Raw genomic sequence first — 21,994 nt, 5'->3', positions numbered from 1 at the left:
CGTTTTTGGAGATACAAATGTCTCAGTTTGATTTAGTTGTAATCGGTGGTGGTCCAGGCGGCTATGAAGCTGCTATTCGTGCAGCTCAACTTGGTTTTAAAGTTGCGTGTATCGAAAAACGTATTCACAAAGGTAAACCTTCTTTAGGCGGTACTTGCTTAAACGTAGGTTGTATCCCTTCTAAGGCACTTTTGGATTCTTCTCATCGTTATGAAGATACTGTTCATCACTTAGATGATCACGGTATTACGACTGGCGAAGTCGCATTTGATTTGTCTAAAATGCTTGCGCGTAAAGATAAAATCGTAAACCAATTGACCATGGGTATCGACGGTCTGCTTAAAGGCAATGGCGTTGAATGGTTAAAAGGTACTGGTAAATTACTTGCTGGTAAAAAAGTTGAGTTTGTTTCACATGAAGGCGAAACTCAAGTTTTAGAACCTAAATACGTGATTCTTGCAACTGGTTCTGTGCCGGTAAATATTCCTGTTGCTCCTGTAGATCAAGACATTATTGTTGACTCTACTGGCGCGCTTGAATTCCAGGAAGTACCTAAGCGTTTAGGTGTCATCGGTGCAGGTGTCATCGGTCTAGAGCTTGGTTCAGTATGGCGTCGTCTGGGTGCTGAAGTTGTTGTATTTGAAGCAATGGATGCATTCTTACCAATGGCTGATAAAGCATTGGCAAAAGACTACCAAAAAGTATTGACTAAACAAGGTCTAGATATCCGTGTTGGTGCGAAAGTATCTGGTACTGAAGTTAACGGCCGTGAAGTTACTGTTCAGTACACTCAAGGTGGTGAAGACAAAACTCAGACTTTCGACAAGTTGATCGTTTGTGTAGGTCGTCGTGCTTATGCTGAAGGCCTATTGGCTGAAGATTCAGGCATTAAATTGACTGAACGTGGCTTGGTTGAAGTCAACGATTGGTGTGCAACTTCTGTTGAAGGCGTATACGCAATTGGTGACTTGGTACGTGGTCCAATGCTTGCACATAAAGCAATGGAAGAAGGCGTAATGGCAGTTGAACGTATTCACGGTCACGCTGCACAAGTCAACTACGACACGATCATTTCTGTAATTTACACACACCCAGAAGCGGCGTGGGTAGGTTTAACAGAAGAGCAAGCGAAAGAAAAAGGCATTGAGGTAAAAACTGGTCAATTCGGTTTTGCTGCGAACGGCCGTGCAATGGCTGCTGGCGAAAATGCTGGTTTCGTGAAGTTTGTTGCTGATGCGAAAACAGATCGCCTACTTGGTATGCACGTGATCGGACCTGCTGCGTCTGACATCGTTCACCAAGGTATGATCGCACTTGAATTTGTATCTTCAGTAGAAGACCTACAGTTGATGACTTTCGGTCACCCAACTTTCTCTGAAGTCGTACATGAAGCTGCTCTGGCAGTGGATGGTCGTGCAATTCACGCGATCCAGCGTAAGCGTAAATAATCTAAAAAAGAGCGGCTCCGGCCGCTCTTTTACATTTGGTGGTTGTTTTTGTATGAATAATCATCTAAAAATAAAGATAAGAATCAAAACATCGTTTTAATAAATTCCAATATCGATGTTGCAGCGCCACAGGATATTGGACGCAGTAATAACAAAGTGAAAAAGTAGTAAAAGGTCAATCAATGAATTTACATGAGTTTCAAGCAAAAGCGTTATTAAAAAAATATGGCATGCCAGTTCAGGAAGGTATTCTTGCGACAAATGCTGAAGAAACAGTGCAGGCTTTTCAACAGCTGGGCGGAAAATTTGCCGTATTAAAAGCCCAGGTGCATGCCGGGGGGCGTGGTAAGGCGGGTGGGGTAAAGGTAGTTAAATCTGCTGACGAAGCCGCTGAATATGCCAATCAAATTATTGGCTCACGTTTAGTGACTTATCAAACCGATGCCAATGGTCAACCAGTCAACAGCATTCTGGTCTCTGAAGATGTTTATCCGGTAGAGCGTGAACTTTATCTGGGTGCTGTGGTAGACCGTTCAACTCGTCGCATTACCTTTATGGCATCGACTGAAGGCGGTGTTGAAATTGAAAAAGTGGCAGAAGAAACGCCTGAAAAAATTATTAAAGTTGAAGTTGATCCACTCGTTGGTTTATTGCCGTTCCAGGCACGTGAAGTTGCATTTGCTTTAAACCTTAAAGATGGACAAATCAACCAATTTGTTAAAGTCATGACCGCGGCTTATCAAGCCTTTGTGGAAAATGATTTTGCCCTGTTTGAAATCAATCCGTTATCAGTCCGTGAAAATGGTGACATTCTTTGTGTCGATGCCAAAGTAGGGATCGATTCGAACGCGTTGTATCGTTTGCCTGAAGTGGCGGCACTACGCGATAAATCACAAGAGAATGAGCGTGAGCTAAAAGCCTCTGAATTTGATCTGAACTATGTTGCCCTGGAAGGTAATATTGGTTGTATGGTCAATGGTGCTGGTCTTGCGATGGCTACCATGGATATTATCAAGCTTTATGGTGGTCAGCCCGCTAACTTCCTCGATGTCGGTGGTGGTGCAACCAAAGAGCGGGTGATTGAGGCGTTCAAAATTATTTTGGCAGATACTTCTGTGCAAGGTGTGTTGATTAATATTTTTGGTGGAATTGTACGTTGCGACATGATCGCTGAAGCAATTATTGCAGCAGTTCAAGAAGTAAATGTCACTGTGCCGGTTGTGGTTCGCCTTGAAGGGAACAATGCTGAGCTTGGTGCCAAATTACTGGATGAATCTGGTTTGAAATTAATTTCTGCAAATGGCCTGGCCGATGCTGCAGAAAAAATTGTTGCTGCAGTGAAAGCTTAAGGAGTATCACAATGAGCGTATTAATTAATAAAGACACCAAAGTTTTAGTTCAGGGCTTTACTGGTAAAAATGGAACTTTTCATTCCGAGCAGGCAATTGCTTACGGTACTAAAGTGGTCGGTGGGGTAACACCGGGTAAAGGTGGTCAATCACATCTGGATCTGCCAGTATTTAATACCATGCGTGAAGCGGTAAAAGAAACCCAGGCCGATGCTTCTGTAATTTATGTACCTGCACCATTTGTATTAGACTCTATTGTGGAAGCGGTTGACTCAGGTATTGAGCTGATTGTAGTGATTACTGAAGGTGTACCAACATTGGACATGCTAAAAGCCAAGCGCTATCTGGAAATTAATGGTAATGGCACGCGTCTGATTGGCCCAAACTGTCCGGGTATTATTACGCCTGAAGAATGCAAGATCGGAATTATGCCAGGCCATATCCATAAGAAAGGCAAGATCGGGATTATCTCTCGTTCAGGTACTCTGACTTATGAGGCTGTATCGCAAACGACTAAACTAGGTCTAGGTCAATCGACTTGTATCGGTATTGGTGGTGATCCAATTCCGGGTATGAACCAGATTGACTGCTTAAAACTGTTTGAAGAAGACCCTGAAACAGAAGCTATTATCATGATTGGTGAGATTGGTGGTACAGCTGAAGAAGAAGCTGCTGAATATATCCAGTCTAATGTAACTAAGCCTGTGGTGGGTTATATTGCGGGTGTGACAGCACCGAAAGGAAAACGTATGGGGCATGCAGGTGCGATTATTTCAGGTGGCAAAGGCACCGCGGAAGAAAAATTTGCAGCCTTTGAACGTGCTGGCATGGCTTATACCCGTAGTCCTGCTGAGCTTGGTTCGACCATGTATCAGTTGCTGAAGGATAAAGGGTTAATCTAAACAATAAAAATCCAACATAAAGCCCTCTTATTGAGGGCTTTTTTTAGAAGAAATACATAATAGTTTGGTCTGACAGGATGAAATTGTGAGCTAAATCGCACTTTGTTATAATGTTTGTATAAATAAAATACATAACAAGACAAATGCCAATGCTAAACAACAATAACTATTACTCAATCGCCTATGTGTTGCTTGCCACAGGAATCAGCTTGAATCCTTTATATGCAGCTATTACAGACACGCAAAGGCATCAGGTGGTCAAGCAAATTAAGTCTGGGGATACCCAAAAAGGTCTTAAAATACTCGCAGAAATGGTACGCAAAGATCCTGCGAACATGAACCTGCTGGCTGACTTTATTTTGTTAAGCCGACAATATAATTCCCCTCTAATCCAGCAAGATTACAATCTGAATCACTTAAAAATTTCAATATATCCAGTCTATGGGCAACTGCCTCTGGTGATGTTATTGCGTGATCAGGGTAAATTTTTGCTGGCTGAACAATATGCAGCAAAATTTCAGAAAAACAGCACAAGTGATATTCCATGGGATTTATACCGTGGCATGTTGCTCGCAGAAAGTGGTCAATTGGAGCAGGCAGAGCAACAAATCAGAAAAGTTGATCAGAAACAGTTGAATGCTGATCAGCTGGTACAATTGGCTTATACCTATCGCTTATTAAGACAACCTATACAGGCACTTAATACCGCAACTCGCGCTTTATCGATGAGTCGTTCGGAAAGCGTGCAGGAACAGTATGTGCTGGCTTTGGCAGCCAGTGCTGATTATGACAGTGCAAACCGTTATCTACAGCAGCAGGGTAAAGGGCAAAGTCGTCTCAAGCATGAAGTACAGCTGATCAAGTTTAGTCAACATATTCGGAATGCCATTGATTTCTATAAAGTACAAAGTGAAAAGGATCAGGGCAAAATTGCCTATACAGAGCTGGATCAGGTGATTTCGGAAATGCAGGCTTATGAAAATGAGCTAGCCCAATATCCCGAGTTACGTCAAAGATTTTATTATGAATATATTTTTGCCTTAAGTGCACGGCAACGTTCTGCTGAAGCTTTGGCCCAACTGGCTAAAATCAATCAGCCGGTAGAACAGATGCCTGCCTATACCAGACATGCACTAGCTGATAGCTATTTGCGCAACCATAAACCAAAGCAGGCGGAAATATTGTACCGCAGTCTGTTTAAAGAAAAGAACTATGTGGACTATGACGTCTATGCAGGTCTGTACTATAGCTTGATTGAACAAGAAAAATTTAAAGCCGCTGATGAAGTAATTAAGGAAATGGATCAGCGCTTACCAGTATTCTTCTATAGTCAGGCTAAAGGTGTAGATCGTACGATTCATATGGACCGTGATGAGTATGTGATCTTAAGAGGTCTTCATTATAGTTATAAAAACCAGCTGGATAAGGCAGAACTGTATTTTCAGGACCTGGTAAATAAATCTCCAGGAAATCGTAATTATATCAATTATCTTGCGACTATACAGCGTTGGCGTGAAAAACCTTTGCAAGCACAGGCAACGGTTTCCTTACTCAATGGTACAGAGCCATCAACACAAGCCACCAGAATTAATAGCATGCAAAATGCGCAAGCTGTCTTTGATGTGCAGACATGGCGTAGTAGCAATACTGATCTTTTAGAGCGGGCAGGAACTGATACCGGGGTAGTGCGTAGTCATAAGGAGCTCAAAGATCGTGAGCGGTTTACCATTTCACATAATAGTCTTTATGCGAAAAGTGAAACGGATGATCAAGATCTGGTCAATAATCTGAATGGTTCTCGTGAGAAACAAAGCTGGACGCGACTCAATACCCCATGGTTTTCGGATTATTACCGGGCTTTTGTGGAACATCAGTACCGTAGTGGAGAGTATGAAGAAGGTAAGCGAGATGATCAGCGGATCGGTGTAGGACTGGAATGGGTCGATAACCGTAAGTATGCCACTGTAGCACTTTCACAAGCGACCGAGGGTGATCGCTTTGGTGTGAATATAACATGGAATCACTGGTTAAGTGATCACTGGAATTATGGTCTGGCTTATAACAGCCAGGCAGAGATTCCATTGCAGATACAGGATGAACATGAAGGGCAGTCTTATCGTTTCGACTTAAACTGGCAACAGCATGAATCTACAAAGGCTGGATTGAGCTATCAGTTTACTGATATTGATGACGGAAATGAGCGTCAGGAACTAGGTACCTATTTCAAGCAACGTATTTTCCAGGCTCCACATCAATTAACTCATCTGAACTTATATGGATTTTGGGCATCGAATAAAGATGATGTAGAAACTTCCTATTTCAATCCCTCTTCAAGTTGGAGTGCAGAAGCAGGTCTGGAACATGATTGGGTAACCTGGCGTAGTTATGATCAGTCGTTGACTCAACGCTTTTCATTAAATCTTGGTGTATTTGACCAAGAAGATTATGACTCAGGCCTGATTTATTTGGCGAAATATCAACACCTCTGGCAAATCACCAGAACCTGGTCCCTGAATTATGGGGTGTCCTATGGGCAACACCCTTATGACGGTGAAGATGAAAATAGACTCGAAGCAAGTTTTGGATTTGAAGGGAGATTCTAATGAAAACAATAAAAAATACACTCGCTCTATTAGGATGCTTAAGTCTTTTTATGGCATATACTCATGCTGAAAATAAAGCGATGGATCTGCCTGAAAACCAGTTCGTAACACTCACTTTTCATGATGTCAGGAATGATGTAGCACGTCAGGGTGATCGTGATCAATATGCAATTAGTACTGAATATTTGGCGCAATACTTTGCTTGGTTAAAACGTGAAGGCTGGAAAACTATTTCTTTGGAAGATATCCGCCGTGCCCGTGAGAAAAAAATTCCATTACCAGAAAAATCGGTACTTTTGACCTTCGATGATGGAGCGCTAAGCGGATATACCCAAGTATTTCCTTTATTAAAGCAATATAAATTACATGCCGTTTTTGCTATTCCAACCAGCTGGATTGGTACAAAGCATAAAGATGCCATAGAGTCCTATGGGGCAAATAATCTGATGAATTGGGACCAGATGCGGGAAATGCAAAATAGTGGCTTAGTCGAGTTTGTATCGCATTCACATAATCTGCATCGTGGAGTTATTTCGAATCCACAAAGAAATATGCAGCCTGCTGCAACTGCACGTATATATGATTTGACAAAGGCACGTTATGAATCTGACCTCGCTTATAGGCAGCGTGTGCTGGAAGACTTAAAGCGTTCTAAAGCCATTCTGGAACAGGAATTATCAGTACCGACTCATGCTATTTTCTGGCCTTATGGTGCTGTAACAGCAGAAACAGAAGATATTGCTAAGCAGGCAGGACTAAGCATGTCTTTTAGCCTCGGCACCATGGCGCCATTGGCTGATTCAGTAAAAACTTATCAGCGTGCCTTGATTATGAATAACCCGAACCTGGCAGAAATTAAAGAGGCAATGTCTGAGTTTTTGTATCACACCAAGCAACCCTATCTGGAGCAGAAGAGCTTTATTCAGTTTAATTTGAAAGATCTTGCGCAGCCCAGTATAAAACAGGCTGATGAAAAACTCGGTCAGTTCCTCAACCAGTTAGATGCACTGAAAACCAATCAGCTGATCTTGAAACCTGTTGCCGATCTCGATGGTAATGGCACGGTCGATGTGGCTTACTTCCCGAACAGCCAGTTAAAAATGCAACAGGATTTACTGAACCGTACTTTATGGCAAGCACGTACCCGTACGTATCAGCGTGTTTATGCAGAGTTACCGCTCAGCATGATGAATCAGGGCTATAATATGGTCCAGCTGGTTGAAGATATATTCAAATATAACAGCAATCTGGAAGGCTTGGTGATAGACGCTGGCCAAGAGTTAAATTGTGCTGTAGAGAGTACACAGTGGTCGGCTGAATGTAAGAAACAGATTGAGCGAGTCATTAACTTAAAACAAAATACGAGTCGACGTGCCAAATACTATGCCAATATCAGTAATGTCTATTTGGCAGTACTGAAAATAAATACCCATAAAACTATGGGGCTGAAGGCCTTATTTGAAACCTTGGCAGATGATTCAGACTATATCTATCTGGTTTTGGATCAAAAAACCAGCAAAGCTGAGCATAACCAGTTGCTCAAAAATATTCAGCAATTGACCTCCGTACAAAAACAACGTTTGATGATCGGTTTTGATCTGGCAGGTCAATCAGAACAAGATCAATGGATTACTAATAGTATTGCGAATTTGCGTAGACAAGGTATCCAGAAAATTTCGCTTGAAAATTATAACTTTAAAAATGCCGGGCAGGTTCAACAAAGACTTTATGCATCGATTAGCTTAAACAGTAATCCTTTCGTTTATCGTGATCCCTTTCAGGCTCAGCAGGGAGAACGTAAATGATTAATAGTATCAGTTTACATGATGTCATCTTTGGCTTTGCTTTTTTCTATCCATTGTTTATGGCCTGGATGTGGATTGCTGGCGGAATCTGGTTTTTTATAAAACGTGAACTGAATCAGAAAGCATTACCTGAACCCAAAGAGGCAGGTTGTAGTATTTTAATTCCCTGTTTTAATGAGGCTGAACAGGTCAAGCAGACCATTCGCTATGCCATGCAAAGTCAGTATCCAAAATTTGAAGTGATTGCGATTAATGATGGCAGTTCGGATCAGACAGGAGAGATTCTGGATGAACTGGCAGAAAAATATCCAAAATTACGTGTAGTACATTTGGCCGAGAACCAGGGTAAAGCGTATGCACTACGTGCAGGCGCAATGGTAAGTGGTTATGAGTACCTGATCTGTATTGATGGCGATGCGTTAATGCATCCACATTGTGTACTCTGGATGATGCATCATTTAACCATGTTCCCGCGTGTCGGAGCGGTAACGGGTAACCCGCGAATTATCAATCGCTCCAGCATACTAGGCAAAGTTCAGGTTGGAGAATTTTCTTCTATTATCGGATTGATTAAGCGGGCACAACGTACTTATGGTCGCATTTTCACTGTCTCTGGTGTCTGTGCCGGATTTAGAAAAACTGCTCTGGATCGTATTGGTTACTGGCGTGATGACATGATTACTGAGGATATTGATGTGTCATGGCGTTTGCAGTTTGATCATTGGGATGTGCAGTATGTCCCTCAAGCACTCACCTATATTTATATGCCCGAAACTTTTAAAGGGTTGTGGCAGCAGCGATTACGCTGGGCACAAGGTGGTATTGAAGTACTCTTTGCGTATATTCCTAAAATATTTAAATGGCGTTTGCGCCGCATGTGGCCGATTGCACTGGAATCTGTAATTAGCGTGTTATGGGCATATACCATGTTTGGTGTATTCGTCTTGTTCTTTTATGGTTTGTTCTTTCCTGTGGCCCCAGAGTGGTATATCAATTCTCTGTTGCCGCAGTGGTATGGTGTGATTCTCGGCGCAAGCTGTTTGATTCAGTTCATGGTCAGTCTATGGATTGACCGCAGATATGATAAAGGTCGAATGTTCAGAAGTTATTTCTGGGTAATCTGGTACCCACTATTTTTCTGGATTTTAACCATGTTAACGACTGTTGTATCGTTGCCGAAGACCATTTTTAAAACCCAAACCCGTGCACGGTGGATCAGTCCAGACCGAGGCTTCCGTGGTGAAACAGAGGTAAAATAAGGTGAAAAACAATAAAAATATTCCTGCCAAGCCGCAGGTTAAAATTGCCGAGTATATGGAGCTCCCAACAACTGTTGAAATTTCTGAACTCAGTGTCGCAGCAACTGTTAAAGAATCTAAACTCGATATTCCGGAGTATATCGATGTTCCAGAATATGTAAGTGGTCGAACGAGTGGTTATAGCCTGATGGCACTAGGCTGGATGGCGTGGATATGGTTATTTATGCCATTGGCCTCCCTGGGTTTATGGTGGTTTGAATCGAGTCTGATTGTTGATCATGTCTTAATAGACCATAAACCTTATCAGGGAATGACGCTACTTGAACTGGCCCTACTAATTATTATTGCTTTTTCAAGCTTGCTGTTATGGGCGTGTTATAACTGGATCCGATTCAATCGAGTAGATCGACGTTCGGCACCTAGACCGGTTGAACTTCAGGAGATTGCTTATAGCTTTGAGGTTGAAAAGCATGCTCTACTGGAAATGGTACAGGCCAAACAATTGACCCTGTACTATAATCAGGAGGGGAGATTAGAGCAGTACGACATACAAGGTAGGCCTATGAAAATTTCTTTGGCTTAAAAATCGTTGCATGTGGGTGTGGCATAAAAGGATCTTCTGGATAATAGCCAATATGCTGCACTCCTTGTTCTTTTAATAGATGTACCGTTTCTAATAACTCCTCATTTGAAAGTTTATGCTGTGTATTCCAGTCTATGGTTTGAATTTCAAAAATGGTCCGAGATAGAGTTGGGTCATACTGTCGTGCTTTTTCTACCAAATTAAGATAGAACTTGGAATGGTCCGGAGCTTTTTCCATATAGGGCATAGCCATAACAGCATTATAATCATAATGTTGTAGGGTACTTGAGGTTGATTGTGCAAACCATTTCTCGCTTTCAGGATTTAACATCACAGGCGCATAAGAGTTTCGGGCGAATTTGAGGGAGGGATGGGTGATTTTAAGCTTATTACTCAATTTTAAAGCAAGGTTATCTAAATAGGCGGTTTTAGCTTTAGCAAACTTCATTTGTTCTGGATGTTGAGGATGACGTAATATTTTTTCAGCATCTTTAAATCCCCAATATTTATATACTTGCATGGCAGAGGGGGAACTATCCTCATAGTCATTCAAGGTAATATCATCATGATACAAAATACCGTCCACAGTTATTTTATCTGTTAATGCCTTATAGATATCATAGACATAATCAAAGTTTTTTGGATCAAATGGCGACAGGCGAATATAACCTTTTATGTTCTGGTTTGTAGTTTCTACATAATTTGCCCGGTAGTGCTTTGGCAGTTCCCAAGCCCACATGGGTAACCAGGCATAGATTTTTTTAACAGTTGTACGATTTCGAATCTGTTCAGTGACTTTTTTAAATAAATCTTTCCGGACAGGCATATGTGGGTTAGGGAAATACACTTCATTCGCTGAACCATTAGCATCCTCATCAGCATAAGCCTGTAAAAAAATAGTATTAGGCTGGACAGTCTCTATACGCTTGATTAACTGGTTAATATTACGTGTCATCTGACGTGGATCAGGGTCATAAATATAGTCTAAATCAAGATGCATAATTGACATCTCTAATTGTTGGTTCTTCTGGTACCTTTCAATTAATGATGAAAAAGATAAAGGTTTGGTCAGTGCATTTGATGAGCTAGAAAAGGTGCTAAGTAAACTTAAAGAGGTAATTAAACCTAAGCTTAAAGTTATATTGAGTGCAGATTTTCTGGAGTAAGTTGTATTTTTCATTATGCTATCCAGTAATTATCATTGTTATAAATTTTCTTATCTTAATAATCCATCATGAGAATGATGCTTATTCGCTTTCTTTACTGATAGCATGTTTATTTGGAAATATATGTGTAATTTTTGAAAAAAGCTTCCATCTTGGAAGCTTTTTTATTTTAAAAATTTTAGCGATAAATTTTTAGGTTTTCGTTTTTAGACTTTGTGTCATCCCATTAATATCACCCCCCTGAATGCCCAACTCACTCATCAGACTGTCAATGAGCGGAGCTTGACTGCGGTAGCGCAGGGCACTATTTACAACTTGGTCAGAAAGGGCAACATTACTACTTTCATGATGAGCATCTGCCTGACAAGAACCTGTATGTGCTCCGTGAAGGCCATTCACCTGAAGAATTTTTATATCATCAATGTTTTCCATTGGCTTGACGCTTTCACGGATAATTTCAGGTAGGTATTTGAGCATTGCCAGACGGATCTGCATTTCTACCTGCTCTGAAGACAGTACATTATTGGCTTCATTCACTGCACGGGTACCTTCAGCATCGACCTGATACTGTTTCTCCATTGCCTGAGCCAGGAGAACTTTAGCATCTGCTTCCCCCTTGGCTTTTAAACGAACTTTTTCAGCTTCTGCTTCAGCGGCAATACGAATCGCTTCTGCATCATCAGCCGCTGCCTGTTTACCTGCTTCAGCAGCCACGGTAATCGCAATTGCATCTTTCTCGGCCTGTTCTTTGGCAGCCACCAGTTCAACTGCTTTTTGACGTTCTGCCTGCTGAATCTGACGTACTGTTACGACTTCTTCTTCAGCTTTTACTGCTTGAGCACGGGCAAGATCTGCTTGTGCTTTGGCTTCAGATTCGGCACGAGATTTTTCAGCAATCGCAATCGCACGGTCCTGTTCAGCCAGTTCAATGGTTTTCTTTTGTTCAACCTGAGCTTTTTGAATAATCTGTGCTTTCTGGATATTTTCATTTTCGACATCACGGGCAGCCAGAATGCGTTTTAATTCAACTTCGCGTTCAGCCGCAATACGTGCTTCCTCAGCTTCACGTTTTTTAGCAGCTTCTTGGGCTGCAATCTCAGCCAGCTGTTCAGCGCGACGAATCGAAATTTCACGTTCCTGTTGCAGCTTGGCGTATTCTTCTTCACGAATAATCTGTAAACGTGCCTGTTCAGCTTCAAGATTCTTGGTTTTAATTGCCAGGTCAGTATCCTGTTCAATATGGTTGCGTTTACGGCGACGGTCTTCAATGGTTTCAGTCAGTTTGGTCAGACCTTCAGCATCGAAAGCATTTTGTGGATTGAAATATTTGAAGCCAGTCTGATCCAGACCTGTTAAAGAAACAGTTTCGAGTTCAAGACCATTTTTATGCAGATCTTCCGACACGACTTGCTGTACTTTTTGTACAAAGTCGACACGCTTTTCATGCAGCTCTTCCATCGCCATTTCAGCAGCTACGGCACGTAACGAATCCACGAATTTGCCCTCTACCAGATTTTTCAGCTCGTTCGGTGACATGGTTTTTTGACCAAGGGTTTGTGCTGCCGTTGCAATTGAATCTGCGGTTGGTTTAACCCGGACATAGAATTCGGCCATAACATCGACACGCATACGGTCACGGGTAATCAGTGCCTGATCATCAGCACGGCGAACTTCCAGACGCAGAGTATTCATATTTACCGGTATAATTTCATGCAATACCGGCAGAACCAGCGCACCACCGCCTAGAATGACTTTCTCCCCGCCAAAACCGGTACGGACAAAAGAAATTTCCTTACTTGAACGACGGTAAAGGCGAGCAATGATCAGACCAAAGGTGATCAAGCCGGCGAAGATAACCCCAGTAATGATTAAAATGTTATATAAATCAAAATTTAACATTGTTGTTTGTTCTCTGTTTTAGCGTATTTGAAAATATAATTTTGGATTAAATAATAAATATAAAGTAAGAGAGAATAAGTATTTAGACTTTCATAGCCTGGAAGCCATTGCGGGTTTTATCCATTAAAATCACAGATTGGCCCTGTTTCAGGATTTCACCATTGGCAGGTTCGACCAGCACATAATGGGTATGGCCATACTGATCTTGAACTTTGGCTTGTGCTGGTGAGTTGGCACGAGCATCGCCGAGGATAATGATTGCAGTTCGGCCAATCAGTTCTTCAATATGAATCGCGGTGGTTTCATCTTTTGGCAGGATCTTTTCAGCTATTTTGGCATTAAAACGGACCAGGGGCATGCACAAGAACAGGCAGGCGGGAGAAATGATCCAGCCATTAATTAAATGTCCAGTAAGACGTTCAAATATACCTTGAATCAAAAGACCGCTTAAGCCATAGGTGGTCAGGAAAATGATCAGCCAGATAAAGAGAGGAAGTTGTCCCAGATACAACCAGTCAAATACCTTGCTAAAGATATTGGGGTTATTGGCGGGATGAAAGTCTACATGATGCGAGTCTTCAGGCAAGAGTTGGTCAAAAACACTTTGTGAACCACCACCTAGAAACAGCAATATACATTCCAGCGCTGCAAACATCAGCATCAGGCTAAGACTAATACTGAAAACAACATTCGACGGTTCGGTAAAAAGCTCCCACATTCCTTCGGGTCTCTATCTATAATTATGTTTGGCAAAATGAGTAAGAATAATTCTTGCTTATAAAAAGATAACATTGATTATACATTTTGCAATCTAAATACACACAAAAGTAGCGGATATTAAACTTGAATAATTTTAAATATTTGGAAATTAGATTGAATTCTTGTATGAGTTATCAAATTAATATTTTAGAAAACAATAGCTTCAAAAAGATGACAATATCTTAATAAATTTATGAATAGATGGATAAAAAAATTAACGTGGTCACATTTTTGTTGAAGCTGAAATTTGAATGAAACAGGCATTTAGGTCAGTGACAATGACTTTATTTGATCAAAGGATATCTTAATAAGCCCTTTCTAGTATCGGATAGGAGGTACGTAGTAATAAATGCAAGAAAGCACAATATTAAACATTTTTAATATTCATCTTTCTTTTTAAAAGGATATGTCTGTCCTAATGATCTTAAACTATTTGATTTATAAAAAATATTTTGACATAGAGATTGCCTAAAAAAAGCTAAATTGAATCGAGTCGATCGCATTTATATCGACTTTAGTTTCAATTCAATTAGCCTAAGTAGAATTACAACAATGACGTCTGAATACGTACTTTCATATCTAAAGCTTGCTGAAGAATATACGCTTTCATCCATTGTACCTGTTCACCCATTGGATTAGTTTTTACCGCCGTATTCAGGAAATCCAATTCAGGCTTGCTAAACAGCTGATCTTCAAGTGCCTGTTCAAGGGTCTGGCTATTCGCGGCTAAAGGCAGGGCAACCAGATAAAATGCTTTAGGGTAGTTATAAAAAGCATACAAAAGGTTGAAGGCCTTCTGGTCACCTTTCAGATTGCCTGCACCAATCTCATATTTCGGATTCTGGTTACTATGCGTCAGGCCGATAACGTATTCAGCATTATTGTCTTGCAGGCGCACTCCGAACTGTAGACCAATCTGATCTGCAGTCAGTTCATGCTGTATATAGACGTTTAAAGCATTACCATCATCAGCAAAGGGTTCTTGTAATACCAGCATGTGCTGTTGATGCTGATAGATATAGCCAGCCAGTTTGGCCTGTTCAAGACGGGTCTTTAAAGTGTCTAAAGTATATTGAGTAAATGGCATGTCTAAATTTAGATCCATAGGTACTAGGATTACTCTAGGTGGTTTTGCTACCGTTGGGAACAGGTACTTTAGATGATTTATCTATGAAGTTATTGCTAAAAAATAGTAGGTTTAAAAAGCTAAATAGAAGAAAATACTAAAATTCAAAGCATTAAAAATCACTAGATTGAATAAAACTAATAATAGATATCAGTGAAGTTTTATATGATGTTTTGATATATGGATAGCACAAAACAAGAAAACGTTATGAAAACTTAATCACTATAATGAATATAAATTTTATAAAGTGTAATAAGTACACGTGTAATACGCAGGTTGTCCATGTCATTAAATGAGGAAAGACTTACTCATCTTAAACAGCTTGAAGCTGAGAGTATTCACATCATTCGCGAAGTTGCTGCCGAGTTTGAAAACCCAGTCATGCTTTATTCGATTGGTAAAGATTCTGCGGTAATGCTGCATCTAGCATTAAAAGCGTTTTACCCTGCAAAACTTCCATTCCCGCTACTTCATGTAGACACGGGCTGGAAATTCAAAGACATGATTGCCTTCCGTGACAACATGGCAAAAACTCATGGCTTTGATCTGATCGTGCATCAGAACAAAGAAGGCCGTGATGCGGGTATTAACCCATTCGATCACGGTAGCTCAAAATACACCGACATCATGAAGACTCAAGGTCTGAAACAGGCACTTGATAAATATGGTTTCGATGCCGCCTTCGGTGGTGCGCGCCGTGACGAAGAAAAATCTCGTGCCAAGGAGCGAGTATACTCATTCCGTGACTCGAAACACCGTTGGGATCCTAAAAACCAGCGTCCAGAACTTTGGAACCTTTACAACGGTAAAGTGAACAAAGGCGAAAGTATTCGTGTATTCCCATTATCGAACTGGACTGAGCTTGATATCTGGCAATACATCTATCTTGAAAGTATTCCATTGGTCCCACTATATCTTGCTGCTGAACGCCCAGTTGTTGAGCGCAGCGGTACACTGATTATGGTGGACGATGAGCGTATGCCTTTAAAAGAAGGTGAAGTTCCACAAATGAAATCGGTACGTTTCCGTACTTTAGGTTGTTACCCATTAACGGGTGCAGTTGAATCCACTGCCAACACCTTGCCGGAAATTATCCAGGAAATGTTGCTTGCAACCAGCTCTGAGCGTCAAGGCCGTATGATTGACCATGATGAGGCAGGTTCAATGGAGAAGAAGAAGCAGGAAGGCTACTTCTAAGCATCTTCAAATCTTCCCTTAACCCCTTCTTTAATAAAGAAGGGGAACTCCCAAGGGAACGGAGCCAAGTCTCCCTTTACCAAAGAGAGATTTAGAGGGATTCAAAATTAAACCGATTTCTTAAGCATTTGTGGAGTTTGAGCGATGTCTCATCAATCTGAATTAATCAGCCAGGATATCCTGAGCTATTTAAAACAACATGAAAATAAAGACTTACTGCGTTTCTTGACTTGCGGTAACGTTGATGATGGTAAATCTACTTTAATCGGTCGTTTGCTTTACGATTCAAAACTGATTTATGAAGATCAGTTGCAAGCTGTAACACGTGATTCTAAAAAAGTCGGTACGACTGGCGATGCACCTGACTTGGCTTTGCTAGTAGATGGTCTGCAAGCGGAACGTGAGCAGGGGATTACTATTGATGTCGCTTACCGTTATTTCTCTACTGAAAAACGTAAGTTCATCATCGCAGATACTCCGGGACATGAGCAATATACGCGTAACATGGCGACAGGTGCGTCTACTGCAGATCTTGCAATTATCCTGATTGACGCACGTTATGGCGTACAGACTCAGACTCGCCGTCATAGCTTTATTGCCAGCCTGCTGGGTATTAAGAACATTATTGTTGCGATCAACAAAATGGACCTGGTGGAGTTCTCTGAAACTCGTTTCAACGAGATCAAGGCAGACTATACTGACTTCGTGAACCAGTTAGGTGACCGTACGCCGGCGAATATTATCTTCACACCGATTTCTGCCCTGAATGGCGATAACGTGGTGAACAAGTCTGAAAATACGCCGTGGTATACAGGCCAGACCCTGATGGGTACTCTGGAAACTGTTGAAATTACCCACAGTGTAGATAAAGAAGAATTCCGTTTCCCGGTTCAGTATGTTAACCGTCCTAACCTCGACTTCCGTGGTTTCTGCGGTACTGTAGCGCTGGGTGAAGTGGCTGTAGGCGACGAGATTGTCGCTTTACCATCAGGCAAGAAATCTACTGTTAAGGAAATTGTAACTTTTGACGGCAATTTGCAACGTGCATTTGCAGGTCAGGCAGTGACTTTAACCTTGAACGATGAGATTGATATTTCTCGCGGCAACATGCTGGTGAAAGCGGGTGATCAGCCTTTAGCTTCACGTTCGGTTCGTGCTTCTGTGGTATGGATGAATGACCAGCCATTGGTTAAAGGTAAGTTGTATAACGTTAAGCTGGGTACGCAAACGGTTCCTGCAAAAGTTGCAGAGATCAACTACCGTGTAAACGTAAATACACTTGAGAAAACTCAGGTAGAGCAGCTGGATCTGAACGCAATTGCTGATGTTCAAATCGAGTTTGATGCGCCAGTGGTATTCGACCGTTACCGTGAAAGCCGTCATACTGGTTCGTTTATCTTCATTGACCGTTTAAGCAACGTCACTGTTGGTGCGGGCATGATTGAGGATGCAATCGAATGGACTGCTCATACCAATCCTGTGACTGCTGAAGATCGTGCTGCACGTTTGGGTCAAAAACCTGCTGCGGTATCTGTATCTGCAAAAGCGCTTGAAAATGCTCAAGCACTTGAAAGCTTGTTAATTCAGCAAGGTGTGGTTGCGATTGCAAAAATTGGTCTTTCAGCTGATCAAGTTGCGCTGGTTCGTGAAACTGGTGTGGTTGTGGTGACTGAGGCAACTGAAGGTAGAGATGTTACTTTTGCTCAGGAATCTGCTGAAGAACTTGCTGAGAAGATTGTGGAATTGGTTCGTCTATAAGACAGTACTGATTTTAGAAAAACCCGCTGAAAAGCGGGTTTTTTATTGCCTAAATTTTGTTTGCATGAAAATCGCTCAATTAGTCAAAATGTGATCTTTCAATTTATTAGTTACTAAATACAATTCTCCCTAGATGGGGGATTTATGAAAAAATTATTATTGCTGGCTGGCTTGTGTGTGACTTTTGGAGTTGAAGCCAAACAGAGTAGCCAAAGCGTTGAAGCAATCAAGCAGAAGATTATTAAAGAATCAATTGAGAGTTATCCGGGCAATTGCCCATGTCCTTATAATACAGCGAGTAATGGTAGTCGTTGTGGTAAGCGTAGCGCTTATAACCGAGCGGGTGGATATGCGCCACTTTGTTATCCGGAGGATGTAAGTGACCGGATGATAAGGGAATATAAACGTTAAAATTCTAATGTGTGAGATTATCAATCATCCACATTTAAGCATTCATATAAGGCGGTAACCATACACATTGTGGTTTTTCCATTAATTTTTCAATATTGACCTTAACTAGGAATGAACCTGTATATTGATGTTCTTTAAAAAACATTTCTTGTCCAATTTCTTTATCTGTAAATCTGACTTTTATCGCTTTACTTAAGTATGATAAGATATATCTTAATTAATTTTAAGATATATCTTAATTATGTCTATAAGCCCTAACTCTGTCCTAGCAGAAGAGCAAGCGGACTCTCCAAAACCACGAAAACGCCTGTTTGAAACAGGTGAAATGAAACTGCTGGTGTTACATTTTATTGCTCAAGCGCCCAAGTACAGCTATGACATTATCAAAGAGGTAGCTGCACTGGTTGGAGGTAACTATAAGCCGAGTACAGGTACAATCTGCCCAACCATTAGTTATCTGGAAGAACAGCAATATACGCAAATGACTATGAGTATTGATGAGCGCAAGCAGTATCACATTACTGAAAAAGGTCAGGCACATCTCAAAGAACGTCAGCAAACCTTACAAAAGGTACTAGACCGTTTTAATACGCGCAAACAAATTCAATCGAATGAACAATATGTCGATATTAAGCATGCGATGGAAAATTTAAAAACCTCACTGCGTTTAAAGATTCAACATAGCGAACTTAATGAAATCCAAATACGTGAAATTGCAGAACAGATTGATCAAGCAGCCATAAACATCACACGTCTGTAATCCGATTCACGATTTAAAAATCAGGTAAAATGATGAAAAAAATAGTTCCCAAATTTCATGTCAAACATTTGAATTGGCTCATGCCTTTGATCCTTTCCGGCATTATGAGTGGGGCAATTTCCTGCTTTAATATGCTACTCAATAAGGGCTGGAGTGATCAGTTTATTTCATTATGGCTGCATGCCTGGAGCATGTCATGGTTGATGGCATTTCCATTAATTTTGGTGGTGCTGCCCTTAGTACGTCGTACCCTAATGAAATTCGTGGATGTGCCTAAAGGAAATCTTTAAATGAAAACACCCAATTCGTGAATTGGGTGTTTTGCTTATAAAACTATTATTGGATAGTGACAGTTACAGGTTCTGCATACAGGGTGTATGTATAGTTTGGAGCGATTGTATAGTCATAACGCGGCATCACATAAGCTGTGCCTTTCTCTGCAAATGTTACACTCTGACCATTTTGCGTATATTTAGCCGAGCCAGGCAGAACCAGCATATTTTTAAAGATATAAGAGGATTTACCGCCAACTTGTGTCTGAATTTCACCCGGAATTTCCAGAGCTTGACCTGCTGTAGCATTGAGCTGTTTTAGCGTATTCAGTTTTACCACAAAATTGGATGCATCATGTGCATAATCTGTGGTGAGACCATGTGTTCCTTGGACATACATGCGATTAAAATCATCTTTGTTTAAACGGAACGTCCACGGCCAAAAAGTGACTCCGCGTTGGGAGGCAGTACGCATTAAATTCGCACTCAAGCCGCTAAAAGACGGATTGAAAGTGGATGAATACTGTTGAGTCGCATCCAGAATTCGCCGTGTATTGACCAAATCGCTTTGTGCGGCTGGAGTACTGGTAAGGAAACCGGTTGATACACCTGGAAGCACATTCTTCATTTGTAAAATCTGGTCGCCACTAAAACTGATCACAATAGCTTGATCATAGGCATCATGTTTATCTAGCAGTGCTTTGATCTTTGGTACGATCTCAGGCTTGTAGCTTTTAATTTCAATGAAGTTGGTGACATGTGGATATTTTTTCACTTCAGCCAGCACTTCATCCATGGTAGGAATCTGACGGTTATAGTTCAGTGTTCTGAGCTCACGTACTTCTGCCAGTGTCATATCCTCAATGTTGCGGTTGACACCAGTCGTGCGTAGCACAGAAGTATCATGCATAAGAATGACATGATCATCTTTAGTCAGATACACGTCATATTCTACTGCATCAGCTCCTACAGTGATCGCTTTGAGAGTGCCCTCCAGTGTGTTTTCATCGTCTTGCGCCGGGATACCGCGATGTCCGGTAATCAGCGGCTTACGCAACAGGGTGTTGGGTGCCATGCGCTGCATAATTTCTTTATATAGGTCAGGATGGTTGCTATAAATTCCATTAACACCTGTAGCTAGAATTTTTGCTGCGTCCAAGACCTGTGCACTGTCAATCTTGGCCCAAGGCGTAATCAATAAACGTTGTAGATGACTAACTGCTTCACGTGTTAGTAATTGCGGTGGCAAGATGACGATTTTGGACAGCGATACATTGGTATTGTGGGCGATGGTCACGATATCTTTGCTGTTATAACCCAGCCCGGTCTGCTTGGAATAATCCAGAGCTGTTCGGAGCATCGGTAAATCAATACGGGCCTGACGCAGTAAATCTACATTATCGGAAATGAGGGTGATATCAGCCAGATCATAATCTTCTGTCAGTCCTTTCAGTGCCTGAATGGTTGCTGAATTTTGGAGAGTGAGTAAAGGTAAAGTTCGACGCTGGGTATCTTTAAGATAATCAGTCAGGTGGCTCACTTTCTGATTGTTGCTTAGTAAATTAAGATCTGCATCAAGTTGATAAGCAACATGGGTAGCCGCGGTCGAGACTGGGCCATTAAGCGGTGCAGCCTGGGCTAAAGTCGGTGCCATTGAAACCGGGAGCTGCTGGTCAATAATGTCAGTGACTTTATTGGATTCAGGCAAGGCATCGAGTTGTTCAGTGACTTTGAGGTGGCTTACTTTCATCAATAAACCGGCACTAGATAAACCAATGCTGCCTTGAGCCAGGTTATAAGGCAAGGTGCTATCCAATACCAGTTGATCATCCAGATAATGCCGTACACGATTTCCATACACTACAACGCTGGCCTTGTGAGTTTTCTGAAGGCCAATATCTTCGCTATGAGCAGATTTCTGAAGCACATTCCAACTATTGGTCGGCATGCGTAAAGATAGTTCCAGACCACTAGCACTGGTGGTAGCAACCCGCATGGCAAACTGGTAATAGGGGGTAAAAGACGGATCAGCGAACTGATCTGCGCCTCGGTAGATGATACTGCCCCAGCGGGCTTCATTGAGTGCTTCTTCAAATGAAAATTCCATATCGATACGGTAATTGCGTAATTGCTGGAATTTCTCTGGCAGAAGCAGGGTTGTCATTTGTGTGCTATGGGCACGACCATCGATATACAAATCGCCATTTTCAAGATATACCTGGCCTGCGTTATTTTTAGGTTGTATCCAGTCGCCAGAAAGAGCCGTCCATTTATCAAAATTTTCATCCAGAAGAACCTCTGGAATGGGAACTTCTTCATCAGGAATATTGGGCTCAGGAGCCGGCTGATCTGGCTGGGTTACCGGTGGCTGTAAGGAGCCTGAATTCTTGTCGTCATCATCAGAACATGCGGTGAGGCCCAAGGACAGCAAAATAGAGAGGTAGAGATGAGCAGGTTTCATGCTTTTAATATTCTCAAGTCATTTATATTTGAATTTGAGAAATTAAAAGCAGAACATGACATTTATATGGATTTGTCATAAATGAAAATAATTCTTACAGATTAAAAATTTTTTTTAAAAATAAGGTGAGATCTCGATGTCATGCATTTTTCTTAATGATGGCTAGGTCTTCGACATAAGTCCGACTTGGCTTTAAAGCTGGAATTATCTATGTTCAAATAGGGTTAGGAAACAGT

The 21,994-nt window shown here is 41.4% G+C and carries 17 protein-coding genes; 12 read left to right on the top strand and 5 right to left on the bottom strand.

Translation table 11 applies throughout. From position 1 onward, the window contains the following. Positions 1-17: 17 nt before the first annotated feature. The 7 genes from lpdA to pgaD all read left to right on the top strand — a co-directional run bounded on the left by lpdA (position 18) and on the right by pgaD (position 9,949). Positions 18-1,448 (top strand): dihydrolipoyl dehydrogenase, encoded by a 1,431-nt coding sequence (gene lpdA, locus FSC11_RS10555; protein WP_004893506.1) that lies wholly within the window; start codon positions 18-20, stop codon positions 1,446-1,448. A gap of 182 nt (positions 1,449-1,630) precedes the next feature. After that, on the top strand, positions 1,631-2,797 hold the full coding sequence (gene sucC / locus FSC11_RS10550) for an ADP-forming succinate--CoA ligase subunit beta (protein WP_163166783.1): 1,167 nt from the start codon (positions 1,631-1,633) through the stop codon (positions 2,795-2,797). Positions 2,798-2,808: 11 nt separating this feature from the next. After that, positions 2,809-3,699 (top strand): succinate--CoA ligase subunit alpha, encoded by an 891-nt coding sequence (gene sucD, locus FSC11_RS10545; RefSeq protein ID WP_163166781.1) that lies wholly within the window; start codon positions 2,809-2,811, stop codon positions 3,697-3,699. Between the two features lie 149 nt (positions 3,700-3,848). Beyond that, positions 3,849-6,302, top strand: coding sequence for a PgaA family protein (locus FSC11_RS10540; RefSeq protein ID WP_163166779.1), 2,454 nt, complete (start codon positions 3,849-3,851; stop codon positions 6,300-6,302). After that, on the top strand, positions 6,302-8,107 hold the full coding sequence (gene pgaB, locus FSC11_RS10535; RefSeq protein WP_163166777.1) for a poly-beta-1,6-N-acetyl-D-glucosamine N-deacetylase PgaB: 1,806 nt from the start codon (positions 6,302-6,304) through the stop codon (positions 8,105-8,107). The genes FSC11_RS10540 and pgaB (FSC11_RS10535) overlap by 1 nt, the downstream gene beginning before the upstream one ends. Beyond that, positions 8,104-9,366 carry a poly-beta-1,6-N-acetyl-D-glucosamine synthase gene (gene pgaC, locus FSC11_RS10530; RefSeq protein WP_004810822.1) on the top strand — a complete coding sequence of 421 codons (1,263 nt, stop codon included), beginning with the start codon at positions 8,104-8,106 and terminating at the stop codon, positions 9,364-9,366. The genes pgaB (FSC11_RS10535) and pgaC overlap by 4 nt, the downstream gene beginning before the upstream one ends. 55 nt (positions 9,367-9,421) lie before the next feature. Then, positions 9,422-9,949 carry a poly-beta-1,6-N-acetyl-D-glucosamine biosynthesis protein PgaD gene (gene pgaD, locus FSC11_RS10525; protein WP_227590978.1) on the top strand — a complete coding sequence of 176 codons (528 nt, stop codon included), beginning with the start codon at positions 9,422-9,424 and terminating at the stop codon, positions 9,947-9,949. Here pgaD and pgaB (FSC11_RS10520) read toward each other — a convergent pair. From pgaB (FSC11_RS10520) to FSC11_RS10505, 4 genes are all read right to left on the bottom strand, one after another. Further along, entirely contained in the window at positions 9,927-11,129 is a 1,203-nt protein-coding gene (pgaB, locus tag FSC11_RS10520) for a poly-beta-1,6-N-acetyl-D-glucosamine N-deacetylase PgaB (protein ID WP_163166773.1), read from the bottom strand. The genes pgaD and pgaB (FSC11_RS10520) overlap by 23 nt on opposite strands. A gap of 178 nt (positions 11,130-11,307) precedes the next feature. Continuing rightward, the gene (locus FSC11_RS10515) at positions 11,308-13,014 is read right to left on the bottom strand and encodes a flotillin family protein (RefSeq protein WP_004893520.1); all 1,707 of its coding nucleotides are present in this window, start codon (positions 13,012-13,014) and stop codon (positions 11,308-11,310) included. 82 nt (positions 13,015-13,096) lie between these two features. After that, the gene (locus tag FSC11_RS10510; protein ID WP_163166771.1) at positions 13,097-13,732 is read right to left on the bottom strand and encodes a YqiJ family protein; all 636 of its coding nucleotides are present in this window, start codon (positions 13,730-13,732) and stop codon (positions 13,097-13,099) included. 585 nt (positions 13,733-14,317) lie between these two features. Beyond that, complete coding sequence (locus tag FSC11_RS10505; protein ID WP_420867672.1) at positions 14,318-14,878, bottom strand: hypothetical protein; 561 nt, start codon at positions 14,876-14,878, stop codon at positions 14,318-14,320. A 303-nt stretch (positions 14,879-15,181) separates the two neighbouring features. Between FSC11_RS10505 and cysD the strand changes: the two genes are divergently transcribed. From cysD to FSC11_RS10480, 5 genes are all read left to right on the top strand, one after another. Next, positions 15,182-16,096, top strand: coding sequence for a sulfate adenylyltransferase subunit CysD (gene cysD, locus FSC11_RS10500; RefSeq protein ID WP_004810809.1), 915 nt, complete (start codon positions 15,182-15,184; stop codon positions 16,094-16,096). A 144-nt stretch (positions 16,097-16,240) separates the two neighbouring features. After that, positions 16,241-17,854, top strand: a complete 1,614-nt coding sequence (gene cysN, locus FSC11_RS10495; RefSeq protein WP_163166767.1) for a sulfate adenylyltransferase subunit CysN — start codon at positions 16,241-16,243, stop codon at positions 17,852-17,854. A 144-nt stretch (positions 17,855-17,998) separates the two neighbouring features. After that, entirely contained in the window at positions 17,999-18,265 is a 267-nt protein-coding gene (locus tag FSC11_RS10490; protein ID WP_163166765.1) for a hypothetical protein, read from the top strand. A 241-nt stretch (positions 18,266-18,506) separates the two neighbouring features. After that, the gene (locus FSC11_RS10485; RefSeq protein ID WP_163166763.1) at positions 18,507-19,025 is read left to right on the top strand and encodes a PadR family transcriptional regulator; all 519 of its coding nucleotides are present in this window, start codon (positions 18,507-18,509) and stop codon (positions 19,023-19,025) included. A 32-nt stretch (positions 19,026-19,057) separates the two neighbouring features. Then, positions 19,058-19,315, top strand: coding sequence for a DUF2798 domain-containing protein (locus tag FSC11_RS10480; RefSeq protein WP_103800596.1), 258 nt, complete (start codon positions 19,058-19,060; stop codon positions 19,313-19,315). Between the two features lie 46 nt (positions 19,316-19,361). Here FSC11_RS10480 and FSC11_RS10475 read toward each other — a convergent pair whose 3' ends face one another. Next, a complete protein-coding gene (locus tag FSC11_RS10475) occupies positions 19,362-21,758 on the bottom strand; it encodes a glycerophosphodiester phosphodiesterase (protein ID WP_163166761.1) in 2,397 nt (798 codons plus the stop codon). Positions 21,759-21,994: the final 236 nt, after the last annotated feature.

Source organism: Acinetobacter schindleri (assembly GCF_010918895.1).
Lineage (GTDB): Bacteria > Pseudomonadota > Gammaproteobacteria > Pseudomonadales > Moraxellaceae > Acinetobacter > Acinetobacter schindleri.
The sequence above is the reverse complement of the archived record's forward strand: the minus strand, read 5'-3'. Positions and strand labels throughout refer to the sequence as shown.

Excerpts from the sequence above, each read along its gene's own strand:
- lpdA (WP_004893506.1), top strand. The coding sequence starts at position 18 with ATGTCTCAGTTTGATTTAGTTGTAATCGGTGGTGGTCCAGGCGGCTAT.
- sucC (WP_163166783.1), top strand. The coding sequence starts at position 1,631 with ATGAATTTACATGAGTTTCAAGCAAAAGCGTTATTAAAAAAATATGGC.
- sucD (WP_163166781.1), top strand. The coding sequence starts at position 2,809 with ATGAGCGTATTAATTAATAAAGACACCAAAGTTTTAGTTCAGGGCTTT.
- FSC11_RS10540 (WP_163166779.1), top strand. The coding sequence starts at position 3,849 with ATGCTAAACAACAATAACTATTACTCAATCGCCTATGTGTTGCTTGCC.
- pgaB (WP_163166777.1), top strand. The coding sequence starts at position 6,302 with ATGAAAACAATAAAAAATACACTCGCTCTATTAGGATGCTTAAGTCTT.
- pgaC (WP_004810822.1), top strand. The coding sequence starts at position 8,104 with ATGATTAATAGTATCAGTTTACATGATGTCATCTTTGGCTTTGCTTTT.
- pgaD (WP_227590978.1), top strand. The coding sequence starts at position 9,422 with ATGGAGCTCCCAACAACTGTTGAAATTTCTGAACTCAGTGTCGCAGCA.
- pgaB (WP_163166773.1), bottom strand. The coding sequence starts at position 11,129 with ATGAAAAATACAACTTACTCCAGAAAATCTGCACTCAATATAACTTTA.
- FSC11_RS10515 (WP_004893520.1), bottom strand. The coding sequence starts at position 13,014 with ATGTTAAATTTTGATTTATATAACATTTTAATCATTACTGGGGTTATC.
- FSC11_RS10510 (WP_163166771.1), bottom strand. The coding sequence starts at position 13,732 with ATGTGGGAGCTTTTTACCGAACCGTCGAATGTTGTTTTCAGTATTAGT.
- FSC11_RS10505 (WP_420867672.1), bottom strand. The coding sequence starts at position 14,878 with ATGGATCTAAATTTAGACATGCCATTTACTCAATATACTTTAGACACT.
- cysD (WP_004810809.1), top strand. The coding sequence starts at position 15,182 with ATGTCATTAAATGAGGAAAGACTTACTCATCTTAAACAGCTTGAAGCT.
- cysN (WP_163166767.1), top strand. The coding sequence starts at position 16,241 with ATGTCTCATCAATCTGAATTAATCAGCCAGGATATCCTGAGCTATTTA.
- FSC11_RS10490 (WP_163166765.1), top strand. The coding sequence starts at position 17,999 with ATGAAAAAATTATTATTGCTGGCTGGCTTGTGTGTGACTTTTGGAGTT.
- FSC11_RS10485 (WP_163166763.1), top strand. The coding sequence starts at position 18,507 with ATGTCTATAAGCCCTAACTCTGTCCTAGCAGAAGAGCAAGCGGACTCT.
- FSC11_RS10480 (WP_103800596.1), top strand. The coding sequence starts at position 19,058 with ATGAAAAAAATAGTTCCCAAATTTCATGTCAAACATTTGAATTGGCTC.
- FSC11_RS10475 (WP_163166761.1), bottom strand. The coding sequence starts at position 21,758 with ATGAAACCTGCTCATCTCTACCTCTCTATTTTGCTGTCCTTGGGCCTC.